15 protein-coding genes and 1 CRISPR repeat array are annotated in these 22,221 nt (G+C 55.9%); of the genes, 9 read left to right on the top strand and 6 right to left on the bottom strand.

All coding sequences use genetic code 11. The features are described 5' to 3' along the window. Positions 1-26: 26 nt before the first annotated feature. Positions 27-248 carry a cold shock-like protein CspD gene (gene cspD, locus HMPREF3143_RS16775; RefSeq protein WP_008499993.1) on the bottom strand — a complete coding sequence of 74 codons (222 nt, stop codon included), beginning with the start codon at positions 246-248 and terminating at the stop codon, positions 27-29. 267 nt (positions 249-515) lie between these two features. Between cspD and clpS the strand changes: the two genes are divergently transcribed. The 3 genes from clpS (at position 516) to HMPREF3143_RS16760 (ending at position 3,883) form a co-directional block, all read left to right on the top strand. Further along, positions 516-836 (top strand): ATP-dependent Clp protease adapter ClpS, encoded by a 321-nt coding sequence (gene clpS / locus HMPREF3143_RS16770; protein ID WP_006174393.1) that lies wholly within the window; start codon positions 516-518, stop codon positions 834-836. 27 nt (positions 837-863) lie between these two features. Next, positions 864-3,143: an ATP-dependent Clp protease ATP-binding subunit ClpA gene (clpA, locus tag HMPREF3143_RS16765; RefSeq protein ID WP_014831269.1), complete on the top strand. Its 2,280-nt coding sequence runs from the start codon at positions 864-866 to the stop codon at positions 3,141-3,143. A gap of 299 nt (positions 3,144-3,442) precedes the next feature. Beyond that, entirely contained in the window at positions 3,443-3,883 is a 441-nt protein-coding gene (locus HMPREF3143_RS16760) for a hypothetical protein (RefSeq protein WP_070533757.1), read from the top strand. 177 nt (positions 3,884-4,060) lie between these two features. Further along, positions 4,061-5,232: direct repeats of the CRISPR family, unit length 25 nt; unit sequence CACTGCCGTACAGGCAGCTTAGAAA. 172 nt (positions 5,233-5,404) lie between these two features. Here HMPREF3143_RS16760 and infA read toward each other — a convergent pair. The 5 genes from infA to trxB all read right to left on the bottom strand — a co-directional run bounded on the left by infA (position 5,405) and on the right by trxB (position 11,228). Next, positions 5,405-5,623: a translation initiation factor IF-1 gene (infA, locus tag HMPREF3143_RS16755; protein WP_002211347.1), complete on the bottom strand. Its 219-nt coding sequence runs from the start codon at positions 5,621-5,623 to the stop codon at positions 5,405-5,407. A 284-nt stretch (positions 5,624-5,907) separates the two neighbouring features. Further along, the gene (gene aat / locus HMPREF3143_RS16750; RefSeq protein WP_008499991.1) at positions 5,908-6,612 is read right to left on the bottom strand and encodes a leucyl/phenylalanyl-tRNA--protein transferase; all 705 of its coding nucleotides are present in this window, start codon (positions 6,610-6,612) and stop codon (positions 5,908-5,910) included. A gap of 45 nt (positions 6,613-6,657) precedes the next feature. Next, on the bottom strand, positions 6,658-8,379 hold the full coding sequence (gene cydC, locus HMPREF3143_RS16745) for a heme ABC transporter ATP-binding protein/permease CydC (RefSeq protein ID WP_021240888.1): 1,722 nt from the start codon (positions 8,377-8,379) through the stop codon (positions 6,658-6,660). Then, the gene (gene cydD / locus HMPREF3143_RS16740; RefSeq protein ID WP_070533754.1) at positions 8,379-10,145 is read right to left on the bottom strand and encodes a heme ABC transporter permease/ATP-binding protein CydD; all 1,767 of its coding nucleotides are present in this window, start codon (positions 10,143-10,145) and stop codon (positions 8,379-8,381) included. The genes cydC and cydD overlap by 1 nt, the downstream gene beginning before the upstream one ends. Positions 10,146-10,259: 114 nt before the next feature. Further along, on the bottom strand, positions 10,260-11,228 hold the full coding sequence (gene trxB, locus HMPREF3143_RS16735) for a thioredoxin-disulfide reductase (RefSeq protein ID WP_021240886.1): 969 nt from the start codon (positions 11,226-11,228) through the stop codon (positions 10,260-10,262). Positions 11,229-11,772: 544 nt separating this feature from the next. Here trxB and lrp point away from each other — a divergent pair. The 6 genes from lrp (at position 11,773) to dmsA (ending at position 22,214) form a co-directional block, all read left to right on the top strand. Next, positions 11,773-12,267 (top strand): leucine-responsive transcriptional regulator Lrp, encoded by a 495-nt coding sequence (gene lrp / locus HMPREF3143_RS16730; RefSeq protein ID WP_000228469.1) that lies wholly within the window; start codon positions 11,773-11,775, stop codon positions 12,265-12,267. A 135-nt stretch (positions 12,268-12,402) separates the two neighbouring features. Then, positions 12,403-16,077 carry a DNA translocase FtsK 4TM domain-containing protein gene (locus HMPREF3143_RS16725; protein ID WP_070533752.1) on the top strand — a complete coding sequence of 1,225 codons (3,675 nt, stop codon included), beginning with the start codon at positions 12,403-12,405 and terminating at the stop codon, positions 16,075-16,077. A 128-nt stretch (positions 16,078-16,205) separates the two neighbouring features. Continuing rightward, complete coding sequence (gene lolA, locus HMPREF3143_RS16720) at positions 16,206-16,820, top strand: outer membrane lipoprotein periplasmic chaperone LolA (RefSeq protein WP_021240884.1); 615 nt, start codon at positions 16,206-16,208, stop codon at positions 16,818-16,820. A gap of 9 nt (positions 16,821-16,829) precedes the next feature. Next, positions 16,830-18,173: a replication-associated recombination protein RarA gene (rarA, locus tag HMPREF3143_RS16715; protein ID WP_008499984.1), complete on the top strand. Its 1,344-nt coding sequence runs from the start codon at positions 16,830-16,832 to the stop codon at positions 18,171-18,173. A gap of 92 nt (positions 18,174-18,265) precedes the next feature. Then, positions 18,266-19,558, top strand: a complete 1,293-nt coding sequence (gene serS, locus HMPREF3143_RS16710; RefSeq protein ID WP_008499983.1) for a serine--tRNA ligase — start codon at positions 18,266-18,268, stop codon at positions 19,556-19,558. A 211-nt stretch (positions 19,559-19,769) separates the two neighbouring features. Then, a complete protein-coding gene (gene dmsA / locus HMPREF3143_RS16705; RefSeq protein ID WP_025912931.1) occupies positions 19,770-22,214 on the top strand; it encodes a dimethylsulfoxide reductase subunit A in 2,445 nt (814 codons plus the stop codon). Positions 22,215-22,221: the final 7 nt, after the last annotated feature.

Here is a 22,221-nt window from a genome sequence, read left to right as displayed (position 1 = left end):
CGGGATGTACACAATAAAACAGAGAGCTATGCAACCGTCTCTGCTTCAATGGGGACGATAAGGCTTGCATGATTGCCTTTTGGTCCCTGGTGGACATCGAACCGGACGGACTGCCCGGCTTTGAGCGTTCTGTAACCATCCATCTGAATGGTGGAATAGTGAGCGAAGATATCCTCGCCGCCGCCTTCGGGGCAGATGAAGCCAAACCCTTTGGCGTTGTTGAACCACTTAACAGTACCCATTTCCATGCTTCGACATCCTTCGTAAATCTTATAAGTTAAGATGGAATGAACCGGTGGTGGAGTGGGGGCTGTTCAAAACCTCGCCATCTCACGCTTGTACAATTTAGAGAAACGAAAGACGTCGTCAAGCGTTTGGCGCTGGAGATGGGACAATAATCAACCAAAGTTTGAAGCAGTTAACGCTATTGCAACAGTTTGTGACAGACATCGCGGATGACAGTAATAGATGATTGTTATCTAACATCTGAGGCAGATTCAAAGTGGTTATGCAAAATGGGTAAGACCAACGACTGGCTGGATTTTGACCAGCTGGCGGAAGACAAAGTGCGTGACGCGCTAAAACCGCCATCTATGTATAAAGTTATGTTAATGAACGATGATTACACGCCGATGGAATTTGTTATTGACGTGCTACAAAAGTTCTTTTCTTATGATGTAGAACGTGCAACGCAACTGATGCTTACCGTTCATTATCGTGGCAAAGCTATCTGCGGCATCTTCACAGCCGAAGTGGCGGAAACCAAAGTGGCGATGGTGAACGACTATGCGAGGGAGAACGAGCATCCGTTGCTGTGTACGCTGGAAAAGGCCTGATAAGGCATAAAATTGGGGGAGGTGCCTATGCTCAATCAAGAACTGGAACTCAGTTTAAACATGGCTTTCGCCAGAGCGCGTGAGCACCGACATGAGTTTATGACCGTCGAGCATTTACTGCTCGCACTGCTTAGCAACCCATCTGCCCGCGAAGCGCTGGAAGCCTGCTCCGTGGATCTGGTGGCGCTACGTCAGGAACTCGAAGCCTTCATCGAACAAACCACACCGGTGCTGCCTGCCAGTGAAGAAGAGCGCGACACGCAGCCGACGCTCAGCTTCCAGCGCGTGCTGCAGCGCGCGGTATTCCACGTCCAGTCTTCTGGACGTAGTGAAGTGACTGGCGCAAACGTCTTAGTCGCCATCTTCAGCGAGCAGGAGTCACAGGCTGCCTATCTGCTGCGCAAACACGAAGTCAGCCGCCTCGATGTGGTTAACTTTATCTCTCACGGAACGCGCAAAGACGAGCCTAACCAGGCATCGGATTCCAGCAATCAGGTCAATAACAATGAAGAGCAAGCAGGCGGGGAGGATCGTATGGAAAACTTCACCACCAACCTTAACCAGCTTGCTCGCGTTGGCGGTATCGATCCGCTGATTGGTCGCGATAAAGAGCTGGAGCGCGCGATCCAGGTGCTGTGCCGTCGCCGCAAGAACAACCCGCTGCTGGTGGGGGAATCTGGCGTGGGTAAAACCGCGATTGCCGAAGGCCTTGCCTGGCGCATTGTGCAGGGCGACGTACCGGAAGTGATTGCCGACTGCACCATCTACTCGCTGGACATCGGCTCGCTGCTGGCGGGCACCAAATACCGTGGTGATTTTGAAAAACGCTTCAAGGCGCTGTTAAAACAGCTGGAGCAGGACACCAACAGCATCCTGTTTATCGATGAAATCCACACCATCATCGGCGCGGGTGCGGCCTCCGGTGGCCAGGTGGATGCGGCTAACCTGATCAAACCGCTGCTCTCCAGCGGCAAGATCCGCGTGATTGGCTCCACCACCTACCAGGAGTTCAGCAACATCTTTGAGAAAGACCGTGCGCTGGCGCGCCGCTTCCAGAAAATCGATGTGACCGAACCGTCCGTCGAGGAAACGGTGCAGATCATCAACGGCCTGAAGCCGAAGTATGAAGCGCACCACGACGTGCGTTACACCGCGAAAGCGGTGCGTGCGGCGGTGGAGCTGGCGGTGAAATACATCAACGACCGTCATCTGCCGGATAAGGCGATTGACGTGATTGATGAGGCCGGGGCCCGTGCGCGCCTGATGCCGGCCAGCAAGCGTAAGAAAACCGTTAACGTGGCGGATATTGAGTCCGTGGTGGCCCGCATCGCGCGTATCCCTGAGAAGAGCGTTTCTCAGAGCGACCGCGACACGCTGCGCACCCTTGGCAATCGCCTGAAAATGCTGGTCTTTGGTCAGGATAAAGCCATTGAGGCCTTAACCGAAGCGATCAAGATGGCCCGCGCAGGACTGGGGCATGAGCACAAGCCTGTCGGTTCCTTCCTGTTTGCCGGCCCGACCGGTGTGGGGAAAACTGAGGTAACGGTTCAGCTCTCTAAAGCGCTGGGCATTGAGCTGCTGCGCTTTGATATGTCCGAGTATATGGAGCGTCACACCGTCAGCCGTTTGATTGGTGCGCCTCCGGGCTACGTGGGCTTTGACCAGGGCGGCCTGCTCACCGACGCGGTGATCAAGCATCCGCACGCGGTACTGCTGCTCGATGAAATCGAGAAAGCGCACCCGGACGTGTTCAACATCCTGCTGCAGGTGATGGACAACGGGACGCTGACCGACAACAACGGGCGCAAGGCGGACTTCCGCAACGTGGTGCTGGTGATGACCACCAACGCCGGGGTGCGTGAAACCGAGCGTAAATCCATCGGCCTGATCCACCAGGATAACAGCACCGATGCGATGGAGGAGATCAAGAAGATCTTCACGCCGGAGTTCCGTAACCGTCTGGACAACATTATCTGGTTCGATCACCTCTCTACCGAGGTGATCCATCAGGTCGTGGACAAGTTCATTGTCGAGTTGCAGGTTCAGCTGGATCAGAAAGGCGTGTCGCTGGAAGTAAGCCAGGAGGCCCGCAACTGGCTGGCCGAGAAAGGCTACGACCGTGCGATGGGGGCCCGTCCGATGGCGCGCGTGATTCAGGACAACCTGAAGAAACCGCTGGCGAACGAGCTGCTGTTTGGCTCGCTGGTGGACGGCGGCCAGGTGACCGTGGCGCTGGATCAGGCGAAGAACGAACTGACGTACGATTTCCAGAGTGCAGCGAAGCACAAGCCGGAAGCGGCTCACTGATTTCTTACGTAGGTCTTAAAAACCGGGCAATAGCCCGGTTTTTTTATGCCTGCCAAGGTAAAAGCAAAACGACAACTGTGTTGTCGTTTTTAGTGTTTTCTCCCTCTCCCTGTGGGAGAGGGTTGGGGTGAGGGCAACAGGCCGCAGAGGAATTTTGCGAGGCGCTTTCCAGTTTCTTTCGAAGTCAGTTGCTGGATAAATCCACAGGAATAAAATGGCGGCGCACCTGCAAAATCAGGTGCCGGGATTGGCGTCCTGAAAGTGTGCACAAACAATCTTACGTGCATAAAGGATTACATATGATTGATATTAATAATTTCGCCCAATTTTACAGCGAACTCTCACTCAACCCCGATCTCCCCACCCTGGCCGAGCGCTGCAACCTGCTCACCGAAATCCTGCTGGATTGCAAATCACTCCCACAAACGCAGCCCGTATGTCGTTGCCTTGGGGCTTATCTGGAAGAGGTAAAATCCGGCCTCACAGAATCCATGCGTGATTTTCAAGTGGTGGAATTTGAGGACGAAGCGGAAAAACCGCGACAAAAAGAGTGGTTGCTGGAAGATACAGAAACGAAATGCGACTACTGCCGGGCGTTAAACCATGTGCTGCTGGTGTCGCATTTTGACTGCGATATGTTGCCGCACCTGACGGGGTTGCTGCATGACATTACGCATTCAATGGCCGCGGATGTCGTTGCACCTCAAAGTGCAGAAACGGTAATTCATATTATTTCCTGAGTGCTATCTGAGGCGTCGGGGGTGTTCCTCTGACGCCATTGGTTTAAACCCTTTTTTCTGATGCTTACGTAACCTTTTGATTTATATAATGCGAATTTACGAACCAGAAAAAAGGGTTTTATGCGGGAAAGTTGATTATTTTCTTTTTTAACAATAAGATGGCGCAGTTTCCTTTCAGTTCACTGCCGTACAGGCAGCTTAGAAACGGTTGGTCCTGTCCGTTTTGAGTAATGATGTTGTTCACTGCCGTACAGGCAGCTTAGAAATCGGAAGTTGCACCGATGCCCTGCGAACCTGGGTTCACTGCCCTACAGGCAGCTTAGAAAATTCCTCGTATGTTGCTTCGAGAAACCAAAGAGTTCACTGCCGTACAGGCAGCTTAGAAATGCTTAATAGGGCGCACAACATCGTCGTCACCGTTCACTGCCGTACAGGCAGCTTAGAAAGCAGGGCGTAACCATCACGATCACTGCAATGACGTTCACTGCCGTACAGGCAGCTTAGAAAGGCAGGAACGGAACTACAGCGCGACGATCAGGGTTCACTGCCGTACAGGCAGCTTAGAAATTGTTCAGAGTCGGAAGCTTGTCAAACTTCTGGTGCACTGCCGTACAGGCAGCTTAGAAATGGATATATTGACCACTTCTGATTATTCTTTAGTGCACTGCCGTACAGGCAGCTTAGAAAGTCGTGGTAAACGCCATGACTATTTCACATCGGTGCACTGCCGTAAAGGCAGCTTAGAAAAACGGGAGTAGACCGTATTTCTGTTTCCGCGCGTGCACTGCCGTACAGGCAGCTTAGAAATTCGAGGGTTATCAGGAGGCTCTCAACCGCATGTGCACTGCCGTACAGGCAGCTTAGAAAAGAATTTAGTCCCATATTCGCCACAACCGAAATGTGCACTGCCGTACAGGCAGCTTAGAAAAAACCGTTTAATCTGGGATAACTGGCAGAAATTGTGCACTGCCGTACAGGCAGCTTAGAAATATTGGCCGTTAATCGCCTCATTACGCAAAGCGTGCACTGCCGTACAGGCAGCTTAGAAAGTGTCGAAGCGCTGATCTGTCAGGTCAAGCCAGTGCACTGCCGTACAGGCAGCTTAGAAAGTCCACGCAGGCCGCAAGACCTGGGAACAGAAGTGCACTGCCGTACAGGCAGCTTAGAAAACCAGCCGCGCTTCACCAGCATCGGCTCCAGCGTGCACTGCCGTACAGGCAGCTTAGAAAGTACTCGATACCCTCAAAACCGAATTTAAGCTGTTCTCTGCCGTACAGGCAGCTTAGAAAGCTGGAATCAAAGTGATGGAGTGAGTATAAGGATGCACTGCCGCACACGCAGCTCAGCAAAATAGAAAATAAGGCCTAACAGTCCTCGGACCGTGCACTGTCGAACAGACAGCCCTGAAGCTGGAACGAACGGCTAAATAATTGTTCAAATAATCGACTGCGACACACAAAAATAAGGCCGGGAATATCCCGGCCTTATTTAATATTCATCTGCCATTACAGGCGAAAACAATTAGCGACTACGGAAGACAATGCGGCCTTTGCTCAGGTCGTACGGGGTCAGTTCAACAGTCACTTTGTCGCCCGTCAAAATGCGGATGTAGTTTTTGCGCATTTTACCGGAGATGTGCGCAGTTACCACGTGACCGTTTTCCAGCTCTACGCGAAACATGGTATTAGGTAACGTATCAAGTACGGTACCCTGCATTTCAATATTGTCTTCTTTGGCCATCTAATCCTCTGGGGTATCACTACCAAGTTTTGAACCGGCAAGATAATGCCGAAATTCATCAATTAAGTAAAGAATTGCGCGTTTGAAACGCAGCAAAACAGTTTCGGCGCATTGCCCAAGCGTCACGGTACAACCGAACGGAAAGCGCATTCGTAAAGGGGATACAACAGGATAAACGTCAGGACGTTATCTGAAGCGAAGGTCCCAAACGGCGGCGGGGCAACAGGCAGAAGCTACTCTGCGGCGTAATTATAACACCCTCACAAAAAATATGCGGAAAACATTTAGGCATTGGGCATAAAGAGCGTTCTCGGTATCCAGAAGTCGCGCGGGAGCTTTTCCTGACGACTGGCATCCAGATGCTCGATGTACTGGCGTCGCGGTATCTCAACGGCGCCGAGGGAAGCCGTGTGCTCATTGAGCACCTGACAATCGATCAGGCGTCCGCCGCGCTGGGCAAATGCCTGGCAGAAGACCAGCAGCGCTGTTTTCGAGGCGTTAACCGCGCGGGAGAACATCGACTCACCGCAAAACAGCGTCCCCTGCGCCACGCCATACATGCCGCCGACCAGTGCTCCGCCGTCCCACACCTCAATGGAGTGCGCGTAGCCAAGCTCGTGAAGCTGGTGGTAAGCGGTAATGATATCGCGGGTTATCCATGTTCCCTCAAACCGGTCTTCGGCACAGCCTTCAATGACCTGACCAAAGGCGTGGTTCAGGGTGACGCGGTACGGTGATTTTGCATGGAAACGCTTCATGCTGCGGCTCAGGTGAAACTGCTCTGGCCACAGCACGGCACGCGGATCGGGAGACCACCATAAAATCGGGTCGCCGGGAGAAAACCAGGGGAAGATGCCGCGCTGGTACGCCATCAACAGCCGCGCAGGGCTGAGGTCACCACCAAGGGCCAGCAGCCCATTGGGCTCACGCAGCGCCCCTTCAGGAGAAGGGAACGCGATGTTATGACGAGAAAGCTGGACCAGGCGCATGACAGCAAAACTCCAGTACGCGAGTGAGGACGCTACAAATATAGTCTACAGACGCTGTTTAAACTGGAAGTAGCGACCCTGTTTCGCCAACAGCTCTGCGTGACTACCTTGCTCAATAATGTGTCCGTTGTCCATCACAATTATCCGATCAAAACTCGCCAGTCCGCGCAGGCGGTGCGTAACCATCAGGACGGTTTTACCGGTCATGACATTGGCCAGCAAATCAAGGATTTGGCTCTCGGTCGTGGCATCCAGCCCTTCGGTAGGTTCGTCAAGCAGCATCAGCGGCGCATCGTGCAGCAGCGCGCGCGCAATCGCCAGACGGCGCAGCTCTCCGCCGGAAAGCTGACGACCGCCTTCACCGAGCCAGCTGTTCAGTCCATCGCCCTCAAGCAGCTTATGCAGACCGACCTGTTCCAGCACGGCGCGAAGCGCATCATCAGAGGCCTCTGGCGCAGCCAGCAGCAGGTTATCGCGCAGGGTGGCGCTAAACAGATGCACCCGCTGCGGAACGACGCTGACGGTTTTGCGCAGGGCCTGCTCGCTGAAATCGGTCAGCAACGTATTATTAAAACGAATCTGACCGCGCTGCGGGTCCCAGGCGCGGGTCAACAGCTGCAGCAGCGTCGATTTACCGCAGCCGGTACGGCCGAGGATCGCAATCCGCTGGCCGGCATTCACAGAAAGGGTGATACCGTCCAGCGCGTTCTGCGCCTGTTTGTCATAGCTGAAGGTAACATCTTCAAGCGTCAGCGCAACCTGCTCAGGGACAGCGGTCTGCCCGGCACTGAACGTGACTTCAGGCTCCTGCTCGGCAATCTGGGTGATGCGCAGGGCAGAGGCGATGACCTGCCCCAGATGCTGGAAGGCGCCCGTCACCGGAGCCAGCGCTTCAAACGCGGCCAGCGCACAGAAAACGAAAAGGGCAATAAGCGGACCCGGCTGTGTGTTTCCCCCAATATCGCCGGAAGCCAGCCACAGCATGGCAATCACCGCCACGCCGCCGATCAGCATCATCAGCGCCTGAGAGAAGGCCGTCAGCTCCGACTGACGGCGCTGGGCCTCATGCCAGTTCAGCTCCGTACTTTCCATCCGCGCGCGGTAGCGCTTGCTGGCACCAAAAATGGTCAGCTCTGCCTGCCCCTGAAGCCAGGCGGTCAGCTGCTGGCGGTAGTCCCCGCGCAGGCGCGTCAGGTTTTCCCCGGTGGATTTCCCGGCGCGGTAAAACAGCGGCGGCAGAACGATAAGCGTCAGCAGCATGATCCCGCCCAGCGTCAGCGCAACGGGAACATCCAGAACAGACAGCCCCAGCGTGACCACCACAATCACCACAAACGCGCCCACGATAGGGGAAATCACGCGCAGGTAAAGGTGATCCAGCGTGTCAACGTCCGCCACCACGCGGTTAAGCAACTCGCCCTGACGAAAACGCGCCAGCCCGGCAGGGGAGAGGGGCAGCAGTTTGCTGAAGGTATAGATACGCAGGTGCTGCAGCACGCGGAAAGTGGCGTCGTGGCTGACCAGCCGTTCGAAATAGCGCCCGGCAGTACGGGTGATGGCGGTACCGCGAACCCCGGCGGCCGGAAGCATATAGTTGAAGCTGTATAAACCGGCGAACCCCGCAACGGCCGAGGCCGACAGGAACCAGCCGGAAAGCGTGAGCAGGCCGATGCTGGCGAGCAGCGTGACAATCGCCAGCACAATCCCCAGCGTCAGCATCCATTTGTGGCGTTTATAGAGCGCAAGATAAGGCAGCAGAGCGCGCATCAGATATCCTCCTGACGGTTCGCCAGCAGGGTCGCAAATGGCCCCTGGGCGGCAACGAGAGAGGCGTAGTCGCCTTGCTCAACAATACGGCCGTTTTCCATGACCCAGATCTGGTCCCAGTCGGCAATCCCTTCCAGCTGGTGGGTGACCATCAGGGTGGTTTGCTGCAGGGAGGCGGCGTTAAGCGCTTCCATTACGCGCTGCTCGCTGTGTGCGTCAAGGCTGGCTGCGGGCTCGTCCAGCAGCATAAGCTGGCATGGGTTAAGCAGCGCGCGGGCAACGGCCACACGCTGCGCCTGCCCGACCGACAGCCCGGCGGACTGGTCGCCGACTACGGTATCCACCCCTTGCGGCAGCAGCGGCAGAAATTCGCTGACCCAGGCGCGGTCGAGAACCGATTGCAGCTCATCTTCACGCGCGTCCGGGCGCGCCAGAAGCACGTTTTCGCGCAGCGTCGCGGCGGGAAGCTGCGGGTTTTGGCCTACCCAGCTGAGCTGTTTACGCCAGGCGCCAGGATCGAGGTTACGCAGTTCGGTTTTGTTGATCCGCAGTGAACCCGTGTAGGCCATAAATCCGGACAACGCGTTCAGCAGAGAACTTTTCCCGGAACCGCTGATGCCAACAAGCACCACGCGTTGTCCGGCAGGTAAGGTAAAGTTCAGCGGACCTGCGAGCACTTTGCCTTCGGGCGACAGAATGGAAAAGTCCTGCGCTTCAATGGTCACGGAGTCTTTAGCATTCAGCGTTACATCACCGCGCTCCGGGTGGGCCAGCGGCGTTTCCAGGAACGTTTTCAGGCTATCGGCGGCGCCAACCGCCTGGGCTTTGGCGTGATAGAAGGTCCCCAGATCGCGAAGCGGCTGGAAAAACTCCGGCGCCAGGATCAGCGCCAGGAACCCGGCGGAAAGGGTCACCGCCGTGCCGTAATGGCCGAAATCCAGCGCGCCGAGGTAGGAGAAGCCGAAGTAGACCGCCACGAGGGCAATCGACAGTGAGGTGAAGAATTCCAGTACGCCGGAGGACAGGAAGGCGAGGCGTAACACTTCCATGGTGCGCTGACGGAAGTCCTGCGACGCCAGGCGAATATTTTCGGTTTCTGCTTCACCGCGGCCAAAAATGCGCAACGTCTCCATGCCGCGAAGGCGATCGAGAAAATGACCGCTCAAGCGACCCAATGCCAGGAAGTTTCTGCGGTTGGCATCCGCTGCCCCCATCCCGACCAGCGCCATAAAAAGCGGGATCAGCGGGGCGGTGCCCATAAGAATCAGCGCTGCCATCCAGTTCACCGGGAAGATGGCGATCACGATCAGCAGCGGAACGAAGACGGCAAGGGCCATCTGCGGCAGATAGCGCGCGTAGTAGTCATGCATATCGTCAATCTGCTCAAGGATCAGCGTCGCCCAGCTACCGGCCGGTTTACCCTGGATCCACGCGGGCCCGGCTTCCTGAAGCCTGTCGAGCACCTGACGGCGGATCTCGTAGCGGATGTGCTGTCCGGCGTGAAAACCGACGCGCTCACGCAGCCACACCACCCAGGCGCGCAGGATAAAAATCAGGATCAGGACAATAAAGGGCAGCAGGAGCGCTTCGCGGGGAATGTTCTCCATGATCATGTGATTAAGAATGCGGGCCAGCAGCCATGCCTGGGCAACAATCAACAGACCGCTGATGAAACCCAAAATACGGGAAATCATAAGCCAGCGGCGGGAAAGAACGCTTTGCTGTTTCAGCCAGCGTGTTAACTCTTGTTGACGGGTTTTTTCCATTGCGTACTTTGCAGGTGACGTTATTAGAAGTTGGGCAGCGCAATGTTACAACGGGGAGACAATAAAGGCGACTTATCGCCGCCTTTATTTACGTTTGTTACTGACTTGTAAAGATTATTTACCTTGTTCAGCCAGTCCATCGAGGTAGCGTTCAGCGTCCAGCGCGGCCATACAGCCGGTGCCCGCAGAGGTGATCGCCTGACGGTAAATGTGGTCCATTACGTCGCCGGCCGCGAATACGCCCGGGATGCTGGTTTGAGTCGCATTACCATGAATGCCGGACTGCACTTTGATGTAGCCGTTTTCCAGCTCCAGCTGGCCTTCGAAGATCGCGGTGTTCGGGCTGTGGCCGATAGCCACGAACAGACCCGCCACTTCCAGCGTTTCGACGTTATCAGTGTTCTGGGTATCACGGATACGCAGACCGGCAACGCCCATCTGGTCGCCCGTCACCTCTTCCAGGGTGCGGTTGGTGTGCAGCACGATGTTGCCGCTTGCCACCTTATCCATCAGGCGTTTGATCAGGATCTTCTCCGCGCGGAAGGTCTCGCGACGGTGGATCAGGTGCACTTCAGAGGCAATGTTGGCCAGATAAAGCGCTTCTTCCACCGCGGTGTTGCCGCCGCCGATAACCGCGACTTTCTGGTTGCGATAGAAGAAACCGTCGCAGGTGGCGCAGGCAGAAACCCCGCGGCCTTTAAACGCTTCTTCGGATGGCAGACCGAGATAACGGGCAGAGGCGCCGGTAGCGATGATCAGCGCGTCACAGGTGTATTCACCGCTGTCACCCGTCAGGCGGAACGGACGGTTCTGCAGGTCGACCTTGTTGATGTGATCGAACAGAATTTCGGTTTCGAATTTAGCGGCATGCTCGTGCATGCGCTCCATCAGCAGCGGCCCGGTCAGGTCGTTCGGGTCCCCTGGCCAGTTTTCCACTTCGGTGGTGGTGGTCAGCTGACCGCCTTTTTCCATACCGGTGATGAGTACCGGGTGCAGGTTAGCGCGTGCAGCATAGACCGCCGCGGTATATCCCGCAGGTCCAGAACCAAGGATTAGCAGCTTACTGTGTTTGGCCGTGCCCATGAGATCCCCATTGTTGTTGGCAGACATTTGGCTGGATTGTAGGGAATTTGTTGCCGTAAAAAAAGAGCACAGCAATTTTGATATCAATCTGTGTAATAGCCGTGGACGATGAATCGCGCGCGATAACATCACGCTTTCTTAAGAAAACCGGTCGTTTATAAGGCAATAAAATGAGGATTAATACCCTGTCGTAATGAATATCCGGCATGTTGTACTAAAAAACGATGTTTTGCTTTGACAATCCCCTGCGCTTTTGCGAAAACATTCAAGGAAGAAAAAAAACCGCGTTAACCGTATGCCGCATAGGCATGCACGTAAATGCCATTTTTACCGGGTCAGTGAAATCTACGCATGGCGTGGACAGACGCCATACGTGATGTCGGTGACAGCCTTCGGGCAACGGTCTTCTTACCAACAGAACCCGAATCCGCATCGCGTCTAATACAAAACCAGGCGATGTGATGACTAACGGGTACAGGCTCTGAACAGTGATGTGCACAGGGTCCAGGCAGGAGTAGGGAAGGAATACAGAGAGACAATAATAATGGTAGATAGCAAGAAGCGCCCTGGCAAAGATCTCGACCGTATCGATCGTAACATTCTGAATGAATTGCAAAAGGATGGGCGTATTTCCAACGTCGAGCTTTCAAAACGTGTGGGACTTTCCCCGACGCCGTGCCTTGAGCGTGTGCGCCGACTGGAAAGACAGGGTTTTATTCAGGGCTATACGGCTCTGCTGAACCCGCATTATCTGGATGCCTCACTTCTGGTATTTGTTGAGATTACTCTGAATCGTGGTGCGCCGGATGTGTTTGAGCAATTTAACGCCGCTGTACAAAAACTTGAAGAAATTCAAGAGTGTCATCTGGTGTCCGGTGATTTCGACTACCTGTTGAAAACCCGTGTGCCTGATATGTCCGCCTACCGTAAGCTGCTGGGGGAAACCCTGTTGCGTCTGCCGGGCGTGAACGACACCCGTACTTATGTGGTAATGGAAGAGGTCAAACAGAGCAATCGTCTGGTTATTAAGACGCGCTAACACGGAACAGGTGCAAAATCAGCGTAGTTTGATTACACTCCTGTTAATCCATACAGCAACAGTGCCGGGGAGTCCCGGCGCTGTTGTCCGTTTTAGCAAACAGGCAGGATATGCCTGATACCTGGAGAGCCTTTCTTGAGCCAGGAATATACTGAAGACAAAGAAGTCACACTATCGAAGCTAAGCAGCGGACGTCGTCTCCTCGAGGCTTTGCTGATTGTTATTGCCCTTTTTGCCGTCTGGCTGATGGCAGCCTTACTCAGTTTCAACCCCTCTGATCCCAGCTGGTCACAAACTGCATGGCATGAGCCTATCCATAATTTAGGCGGTGTCCCCGGTGCCTGGCTTGCGGACACGCTGTTTTTCATTTTCGGTGTGATGGCCTACACCCTTCCCGTCATTATCATTGGCGGATGCTGGTTTGCGTGGCGTCATCGTCAGAACGATGATTACATCGACTATTTCGCCGTCTCGCTGCGCCTGATTGGCGCGCTGGCGCTGATTCTCACTTCCTGCGGGCTGGCAGCGATCAATGCGGATGATATCTGGTACTTCGCCTCTGGCGGGGTAATCGGCAGCTTATTAAGTTCCGCGCTTCAGCCGATGCTGCACAGCAGCGGCGGCACGCTGGCGCTGCTGTGCATCTGGGCCGCCGGGCTGACGCTGTTTACCGGCTGGTCCTGGGTGAGCATTGCCGAGAAAATTGGCAGCTTTATCCTCACCATTCTGACCTTCGCCAGTAACCGTACCCGTCGTGACGATACGTGGGTGGATGAAGACGAATACGAAGATGAAGAGGAAGACGATGCGCCTGTGCAGCGTCGCGAGTCTCGTCGTGCCCGAATTCTGCGCGGTGCGCTGGCGCGTCGCCAGCGTGTTGCTGAGAAATTTGCCAACCCGCTGGGCCGTAAAACCGATGCGGCGCTCTTCTCCGGTAAACGCATGGATGAAGACGAGCAGGTTGAGTATCGTGCAGCAGGTACCGCCGTCGATCCTGATGATGTGCTTTTTTCCGGTAGCCGTGCCACGCCGGGTGACTTCGACGAATACGATCCACTGTTGAACGGCCACTCGGTTACCGAGCCGGTTGCGGCTGCCGCCGCCGCGACGACCGCTGCGCAGGCGTATGCCGCGCCTGTCGACGCCGTGATGCCATCCGCGCCGGTCCCGCCGCCGGAATCCGTTATTCAGCAGCCTCAGGTTGACTGGCAGACTGCGCCGGGTGTTCACACGCCGGAGCCCGTTATTGCGCCTGAACCTGAAAGCTACATCCCCGTGCAGCAGGAACAGTGGCAGCAGCCTTATCAGCCGCCGCAGCCTGAGTATGCACCGCAGCAATATCAGCAGCCAGTGTCCCAGCCTTATCAGGAGTACGTGCCTGACCCCGTTGAACCTGTGCAGCCTTACGTTGCACCGCAGCCTGAACCTGAGCCTGAAATCGTGGAAGAGGTGAAGCCTGCGCGTCCACCGCTGTACTATTTCGAAGAAGTCGAAGAGCGTCGTGCGCGTGAACGCGAACAGCTGGCCGCCTGGTATCAGCCTGTGCCTGAACCGGTGCAGGAGCCGGTTACGAAGGCGCCTTCTGTTTCTGTTCCGCCGGTCGACCCGACGCCTGCTGTAGCACCCGTAGCGGAAGGCGTTAAGCAGGCTACTGCGGCCGCAGCAGCGGCGGCACCGGTCTTTAGCCTGGCAACAGGGGGCGCACCGCGTCCTCAGGTGAAAGAGGGGATTGGTCCGCAACTGCCTCGTCCTAACCGCGTCCGCGTGCCAACCCGCCGTGAGCTTGCTTCTTATGGCATCAAGCTGCCTTCCCAGCGCATGGCTGAAGAAAAAGCGCGCGAGTCTGAGTACGACGATGATGCTGATGAAATGCAGCAGGACGAGCTGGCCCGCCAGTTCGCTGCGCAGCAGAATCAGCGCTACGGTCAAGACTATCAGCACGACGAACCTGCGCTGGAAGACGACGATGATGCGGCAGAAGCCGAATTAGCGCGCCAGTTTGCGGCAACGCAGCAGCAGCGTTACTCCGGTGAACAGCCGGCAGGGGCAAATCCGTTCTCACTGTCGGACTTTGAATTCTCGCCGATGAAAGATCTGGTGGATGATGGTCCAAGCGAGCCTTTATTTACCCCGAGCGTGATGCCGGAAGCTGAGCCTGTGCGCCAGCAGACACCATCGACCTACGCACAGCAACCTGTTCAACAGCCGTATGTGCAACCACAGCAGCCGCAGCAACAGCAGTTCCAGCAGCCTGCGCCACAGCCGCAGGAGAGCCTGATTCACCCGCTGCTGATGCGTAACGGTGACAGCCGTCCGCTGCAGCGTCCAAGCACGCCGCTGCCGTCGCTGGACCTGCTGACGCCGCCGCCAGCAGAAGTCGAGCCGGTTGATACGTTTGCGCTGGAGCAGATGGCCCGTCTGGTTGAAGCCCGTCTGGCTGACTTCCGTATCAAGGCGGACGTGGTGAACTACTCGCCGGGTCCGGTGATCACCCGTTTTGAACTGAACCTGGCGCCGGGCGTAAAAGCCGCGCGTATTTCCAACCTGTCCCGCGACCTGGCGCGTTCTCTGTCAACCGTGGCGGTGCGCGTGGTGGAAGTGATACCGGGCAAACCGTACGTTGGTCTTGAGCTGCCGAACAAGAAACGTCAGACCGTCTACCTGCGTGAAGTGCTGGATAACACCAAGTTCCGTGATAACCCATCTCCACTGACCGTGGTGCTGGGTAAAGATATCGCTGGCGATCCGGTGGTGGCAGACCTCGCAAAAATGCCTCACCTGCTGGTCGCGGGTACCACCGGTTCCGGTAAGTCCGTCGGTGTGAACGCCATGATCCTCAGCATGCTCTATAAAGCGCAGCCGGAAGATGTGCGTTTCATCATGATCGACCCGAAAATGCTCGAATTGTCGGTCTATGAAGGTATTCCACATCTGCTGACTGAAGTGGTCACCGACATGAAAGACGCCGCCAACGCCCTGCGCTGGAGCGTGAATGAGATGGAACGCCGCTACAAGCTGATGTCTGCGCTGGGCGTGCGTAACCTGGCCGGCTATAACGAGAAAATCGCCGAAGCGGCGCGCATGGGCCGTCCGATTCCGGATCCGTACTGGAAGCCGGGTGACAGCATGGATGCCCAGCATCCGGTGCTGGAAAAACTGCCTTATATCGTGGTGCTGGTCGACGAATTCGCTGACCTGATGATGACCGTCGGTAAGAAAGTGGAAGAGCTGATTGCCCGTCTGGCGCAGAAAGCGCGTGCGGCCGGTATTCACCTTGTGCTGGCGACCCAGCGTCCTTCCGTGGACGTTATCACCGGTCTGATTAAAGCGAACATTCCGACGCGTATCGCCTTCACCGTATCCAGTAAAATTGACTCCCGTACCATTCTTGACCAGGGCGGTGCAGAGTCGCTGCTGGGAATGGGTGACATGCTCTATTCCGGGCCGAACTCCACCTCTCCGGTGCGTGTTCACGGCGCGTTCGTGCGCGACCAGGAAGTGCACGCGGTCGTGCAGGACTGGAAAGCGCGCGGTCGTCCGCAATACGTCGATGGCATCACCAGCGATACGGAAAGCGAAGGCGGCGGCGGTGGCTTTGACGGCGGCGAAGAACTGGATCCATTATTCGATCAGGCGGTGAATTTCGTTACCGAAAAACGTAAAGCGTCTATCTCTGGCGTACAGCGTCAGTTCCGCATCGGCTATAACCGCGCTGCGCGCATTATCGAGCAGATGGAAGCGCAGGGCATTGTGAGCGAGCAGGGGCATAACGGTAACCGCGAGGTGCTTGCTCCGCCACCGTTTGATTAATCTTCCGCGATTGCAAAGAAGGGTAAATCAGCCAAAATTAAGCATTTTCTTCTGTCGCCTGCCTCCGGGCAGGTCCAGAATAGAAGTCGGAAACCCCATATCGGGAAGACGTATTTTAAGGAATAACAATGAAAAAAATCGCCATCGCCTGTGCATTACTCACCAGTTTTGTCGCCAGCAGCGTCTGGGCTGATGCAGCCAGCGACCTTAAAAGCCGACTGGATAAAGTAAGCAGCTTCCACGCCAGCTTTACGCAGAAAGTGACGGACGGTAGCGGCAACGCGGTGCAGGAAGGTCAGGGGGACTTGTGGGTAAAACGGCCAAATCTGTTTAACTGGCACATGACCCAGCCGGATGAAAGCATCCTGGTGTCTGACGGTAAAACCTTATGGTTCTACAACCCGTTCGTTGAGCAGGCTACTGCGACCTGGCTGAAAGATGCCACCAGCAATACGCCATTTATGCTGATTGCCCGTAACCAGGCCAGCGACTGGCAGCAGTACAATATTAAACAGACAGGTGACGAGTTTGTCCTGACGCCGAAAGGCAGCAACGGCAACCTGAAGCAGTTCACCATCAATGTCAGCACCAACGGTACCATTAATCAGTTCGGCGCGGTTGAGCAGGACGATCAGCGCAGCAGCTATCAGCTCAAATCTCAGCAGAACGGCGCCGTTGATGCATCGAAGTTCACCTTTACCCCGCCGAAGGGCGTAACGGTGGACGACCAACGCAATAAGTAAGAGGCGTGAGTGGGCAATCTGTCGCTCGATTTTTCAGATAACGCGTTTCAACCTCTGGCCGCCCGTATGCGGCCAGAAAATTTAGCGCAGTACATCGGTCAGCAGCACCTGCTGGCTGCCGGTAAGCCCTTGCCGCGTGCCATTGAGGCGGGGCATTTGCACTCCATGATCCTCTGGGGCCCCCCAGGCACCGGCAAGACTACGCTTGCAGAAGTGATTGCCCGTTATGCCAACGCGGACGTTGAGCGTATCTCAGCGGTGACGTCCGGCGTGAAGGAGATCCGTGAGGCTATCGAGCGTGCGCGTCAGAACCGCAACGCCGGACGCCGCACCATTCTTTTTGTCGACGAAGTCCATCGCTTCAACAAGAGCCAGCAGGATGCCTTCCTGCCGCATATTGAAGACGGCACGATCTTCTTCATTGGGGCGACCACCGAAAACCCGTCGTTTGAGCTGAACTCGGCGCTGCTTTCCCGTGCGCGCGTTTATCTGCTCAAATCGCTGACGACTGAGGATATCGAAAAGGTTCTCACTCAGGCGATGGACGACAAATCGCGCGGCTACGGCGGACAGGATATCGTTCTGCCTGACGAGACGCGTCGTGCGATTGCCGAGCTGGTCAACGGCGATGCGCGTCGGGCGCTGAACACGCTGGAGATGATGGCCGACATGGCTGAGGTCGACGACGCCGGGAAGCGGGTGCTGAAGCCGGAACTGCTCACCGAAATTGCCGGGGAACGCAGCGCGCGTTTCGATAATAAAGGTGACCGTTTTTACGATTTGATTTCGGCGCTGCATAAGTCCGTGCGCGGCAGCGCGCCGGATGCGGCACTGTACTGGTACGCGCGCATTATTACTGCGGGTGGCGATCCGCTATACGTCGCGCGCCGCTGTCTGGCGATTGCCTCAGAAGATGTCGGCAATGCCGACCCGCGTGCCATGCAGGTCGCGCTGTCGGCCTGGGACTGTTTCACCCGGGTTGGACCCGCAGAAGGTGAGCGCGCCATTGCGCAGGCGATTGTCTATCTGGCCTGTGCGCCGAAAAGCAATGCCGTCTATACCGCGTTTAAGGCCGCGATGTCTGACGCACGCGAACGCCCGGACTACGATGTACCGGTTCATCTGCGTAATGCGCCGACCAAACTGATGAAAGAGATGGGGTATGGGCAGGAATACCGCTACGCTCATGATGAACCCAATGCCTACGCTGCCGGGGAGGAATATTTCCCGCAGGAGATGGCACAAACGCGCTATTATCACCCCACAAACAGAGGTCTTGAAGGCAAGATTGGTGAAAAGCTCACCTGGCTCGCCGGACAGGATCAAAATAGCCCTATAAAACGCTACCGTTAGTTCAATCGTTGCGGTAATGTTGGCAATTGTATCCTTGTGACCGCAGGCTGTGGTCACATTTCCTATTTTAATTCGATAAGCACAGGATAAGCATGCTCGATCCCAATCTGCTGCGTAATGAGCCAGACGCAGTCGCTGAAAAACTGGCACGCCGGGGCTTTAAGCTGGATGTAGATAAGCTGCGCGCTCTTGAAGAGCGTCGTAAAGTACTGCAGGTACAAACTGAAAATCTGCAGGCAGAGCGTAACTCTCGATCGAAATCCATCGGCCAGGCGAAAGCGCGCGGGGAAGATATTGAGCCATTACGCCTGGAAGTGAACAAGCTGGGTGAAGAACTGGATCAGGCGAAAGCTGAACTGGATGTTCTTCAGGCCGAAATTCGTGATATTGCCCTGGCTATCCCGAATATTCCTGACGACAGCGTGCCTGTCGGTAAAGATGAAAACGACAACGTTGAAGTGAAACGCTGGGGTACGCCTCGTGAGTTTGACTTCGAGGTGCGCGACCACGTGACGCTGGGCGAAATGCACGCGGGCCTGGATTTTGCGGCAGCGGTTAAGCTGACCGGCTCTCGCTTCGTGGTGATGAAAGGCCAGATTGCCCATCTGCACCGCGCGCTGGCGCAGTTCATGCTGGATCTGCACACCGAGCAGCATGGCTACAGCGAAACCTATGTGCCGTATCTGGTCAACCACGATACGCTGTACGGTACGGGCCAGCTGCCGAAATTTGCCGGCGACCTGTTCCATACCCGTCCGCTGGACGAGGAAGCAGACAGCAGCAACTACGCGCTGATCCCAACCGCGGAAGTGCCGCTGACTAACCTCGTGCGTGATGAGATCATCGACGAAGACGACCTGCCAATCAAACTGACGGCGCACTCTCCGTGCTTCCGTTCTGAAGCAGGATCTTACGGTCGCGACACGCGCGGTCTGATCCGTATGCACCAGTTCGACAAAGTTGAGATGGTGCAGATCGTCCGTCCTGAAGAATCCATGGACGCGCTGGAAGAGATGACCGGCCACGCTGAAAAAGTGCTGGAGCTGCTGGGTCTGCCATACCGTCGTATGGCGCTGTGCACCGGTGATATGGGCTTTGGTGCCTGCAAAACCTTCGATCTGGAAGTGTGGGTACCTGCGCAGAACACCTACCGTGAGATCTCCTCCTGCTCTAACGTCTGGGATTTCCAGGCGCGCCGCATGCAGGCACGTTGCCGCAGCAAATCTGATAAGAAAACCCGTCTGGTGCATACCCTGAACGGTTCTGGCCTGGCTGTGGGCCGTACCCTGGTTGCCGTGCTGGAAAACTATCAGCAGGCAGACGGTCGTATCGAGATCCCTGAAGTGCTGCGTCCATACATGAAAGGCCAGCAGTACATCGGCTAATAATTTGTCTTAAAAAAAAAAAGCGCCTCATGGCGCTTTTTTTATGCCTTTGGTTTGATACGACGCAATAACCTCTCCCTCTAAAGTAGTAATACTCCTTCGAATGAAAGCCAGCATAAAAAGCTGATAACGATAATATTCGTTATATATAAAAATACATAGCGGTTTGCGCCGCCTCTCTTTTCTTTGTGAGCAACCAAAGTGAGTCTCTATGAAAATCAACGCGCCTGAAGCATTAATGGCTGCCGAGGTCACTCGCCGTGGGTTGATGAAAACCACGGCAATAGGCGGCCTGGCTGTAGCCAGTAGTGCCTTCACGCTCCCTTTTACCCGACTGGCGTCGGCGGCAGATGCTCTGTCTCCGGCCACTTCGCCGGAAAAAGTGGTGTGGAGTGCCTGTACCGTTAACTGCGGTAGCCGTTGTCCGCTGCGTATGCATGTGGTGGATGGCGAAATTAAATATGTCGAAACCGACAATACCGGGGACGATAACTACGAAGGGTTACATCAGGTGCGTGCGTGTTTGCGTGGTCGATCCATGCGTCGCCGCGTCTATAATCCGGACCGCCTGAAATATCCGATGAAGCGTGTCGGTAAGCGTGGGGAAGGGAAGTTCGAGCGGATTAGCTGGGATGAAGCCTACGATATCATCGCCACCAATATGCAGCGCCTTATTAAAGAGTACGGCAACGAATCCATCTATCTGAACTACGGTACCGGGACGCTCGGCGGCACGCTGACCCGTTCCTGGCCGCCGGGAAAAACGCTGGTGGCGCGCCTGATGAACTGCTGCGGCGGTTATCTCAATCACTATGGTGACTACTCCTCAGCGCAGATCGCGGCGGGACTGAACTACACTTACGGCGGCTGGGCGGACGGTAACAGTCCGTCCGATATCGAAAACAGTAAGCTGGTCGTGCTGTTCGGTAACAACCCGGGGGAAACCCGCATGAGCGGTGGCGGGGTAACCTACTACCTCGAACAGGCGCGCGCCAAATCCAATGCCCGCATGATCATCATCGATCCGCGCTATACCGACACCGGTGCCGGACGTGAAGACGAGTGGATCCCCATCCGTCCCGGGACCGATGCGGCCCTGGTCTCAGCGCTGGCGTGGGTGATGATCACCGAAAACCTCGTCGATCAGCCTTTCCTGGATAAATACTGCGTCGGCTATGACGAGAAAACCCTGCCAGCCAGCGCACCCGCAAACGGGCATTACAAAGCCTACATTCTCGGTCAGGGTAGCGACGGCGTGGCAAAAACGCCGGAGTGGGCGTCCACCATCACCGGCATCCCGGCAGAGCGTATCGTTCAGCTGGCGCGTGAGATTGGCTCAGCCAAACCAGCCTACATTAGCCAGGGCTGGGGCCCGCAGCGTCATGCGAACGGTGAAATTGCGACCCGTGCCATTTCCATGCTCTCCATTCTGACCGGCAACGTCGGTATTCACGGCGGTAACACCGGCGCGCGTGAAGGCTCATATGAAGTGCCGTTTGAACGTATGCCAACGCTGGATAACCCGGTTCAGACCAGCATCTCCATGTTTATGTGGACCGATGCGATTGAACGTGGCCCGGAAATGACCGCCCTGCGCGACGGCGTGCGCGGTAAGGACAAGCTGGACGTGCCGATCAAGATGATCTGGAACTATGCCGGTAACTGTCTCATCAACCAGCACTCTGAAATCAACCGCACCCATGAAATCCTGCAGGACGACAAGAAGTGCGAGATGATTGTGGTGATCGACTGCCACATGACCTCCTCGGCAAAATATGCCGATATCCTGCTGCCGGACTGCACCGCCTCTGAGCAGATGGATTTCGCGCTGGACGCCTCCTGCGGCAACATGTCCTACGTGATCTTTACCGACCAGGCGATTAAACCGCGCTTCGAGTGCAAAACCATTTATGAGATGACCTCTGAACTGGCGAAACGTCTAGGCGTTGAGCAGCAGTTCACCGAGGGGCGTACTCAGGAAGGGTGGATGCGCCATCTGCATGAACTCTCCCGTAAGGCAATTCCTGACCTCCCTGACTTTGATACCTTCCGCAAGCAGGGAATGTACAAACAGCGCGATCCGGAAGGACACCACGTGGCGTACAAAGCGTTCCGTGAAGATCCGCAGGCGAACCCGCTGACCACGCCGTCGGGCAAAATCGAAATCTATTCCGAAGCGCTGGCAAAAATCGCCTCCACCTGGGAGCTGCCGGAAGGGGATGTTATCGATCCGCTGCCGATCTACACGCCGGGCTTTGAAAACTATAACGATCCGCTGACGGCGAAATTCCCGCTGCAGCTGACCGGCTTCCACTATAAAGCGCGTGTTCACTCTACCTACGGTAACGTCGACGTGCTGAAGGCCGCCTGCCGCCAGGAGATGTGGATTAACCCGATGGACGCGAAAGCGCGCGGCATCAGCAATGGCGATCGCGTGCGCATCTTCAACGGTCGCGGCGAGGTGCATATTGAAGCCAAAGTCACCCCGCGCATGATGCCCGGCGTGGTGGCGTTAGGGGAAGGGGCCTGGTACAGCCCGGATGCCAACCGCATCGACCAGGCAGGCAGTATTAACGTACTGACCACACAGCGTCCGTCGCCGCTGGCGAAGGGCAACCCATCCCACACAAACCTTGTCCAGGTTGAAAAGGTTTAAGGAGTAG

Source organism: Enterobacter sp. HMSC16D10, assembly GCF_001807145.1.
Lineage (GTDB): Bacteria > Pseudomonadota > Gammaproteobacteria > Enterobacterales > Enterobacteriaceae > Enterobacter > Enterobacter roggenkampii.
This window is presented reverse-complemented; position numbering and strand designations above follow the sequence as displayed.

Bases quoted from the DNA above. Each gene is read 5' to 3' on its own strand.
- cspD (WP_008499993.1), bottom strand. From the start codon at position 248: ATGGAAATGGGTACTGTTAAGTGGTTCAACAACGCCAAAGGGTTTGGC.
- clpS (WP_006174393.1), top strand. From the start codon at position 516: ATGGGTAAGACCAACGACTGGCTGGATTTTGACCAGCTGGCGGAAGAC.
- clpA (WP_014831269.1), top strand. From the start codon at position 864: ATGCTCAATCAAGAACTGGAACTCAGTTTAAACATGGCTTTCGCCAGA.
- HMPREF3143_RS16760 (WP_070533757.1), top strand. From the start codon at position 3,443: ATGATTGATATTAATAATTTCGCCCAATTTTACAGCGAACTCTCACTC.
- infA (WP_002211347.1), bottom strand. From the start codon at position 5,623: ATGGCCAAAGAAGACAATATTGAAATGCAGGGTACCGTACTTGATACG.
- aat (WP_008499991.1), bottom strand. From the start codon at position 6,612: ATGCGCCTGGTCCAGCTTTCTCGTCATAACATCGCGTTCCCTTCTCCT.
- cydC (WP_021240888.1), bottom strand. From the start codon at position 8,379: ATGCGCGCTCTGCTGCCTTATCTTGCGCTCTATAAACGCCACAAATGG.
- cydD (WP_070533754.1), bottom strand. From the start codon at position 10,145: ATGGAAAAAACCCGTCAACAAGAGTTAACACGCTGGCTGAAACAGCAA.
- trxB (WP_021240886.1), bottom strand. From the start codon at position 11,228: ATGGGCACGGCCAAACACAGTAAGCTGCTAATCCTTGGTTCTGGACCT.
- lrp (WP_000228469.1), top strand. From the start codon at position 11,773: ATGGTAGATAGCAAGAAGCGCCCTGGCAAAGATCTCGACCGTATCGAT.
- lolA (WP_021240884.1), top strand. From the start codon at position 16,206: ATGAAAAAAATCGCCATCGCCTGTGCATTACTCACCAGTTTTGTCGCC.
- serS (WP_008499983.1), top strand. From the start codon at position 18,266: ATGCTCGATCCCAATCTGCTGCGTAATGAGCCAGACGCAGTCGCTGAA.
- dmsA (WP_025912931.1), top strand. From the start codon at position 19,770: ATGAAAATCAACGCGCCTGAAGCATTAATGGCTGCCGAGGTCACTCGC.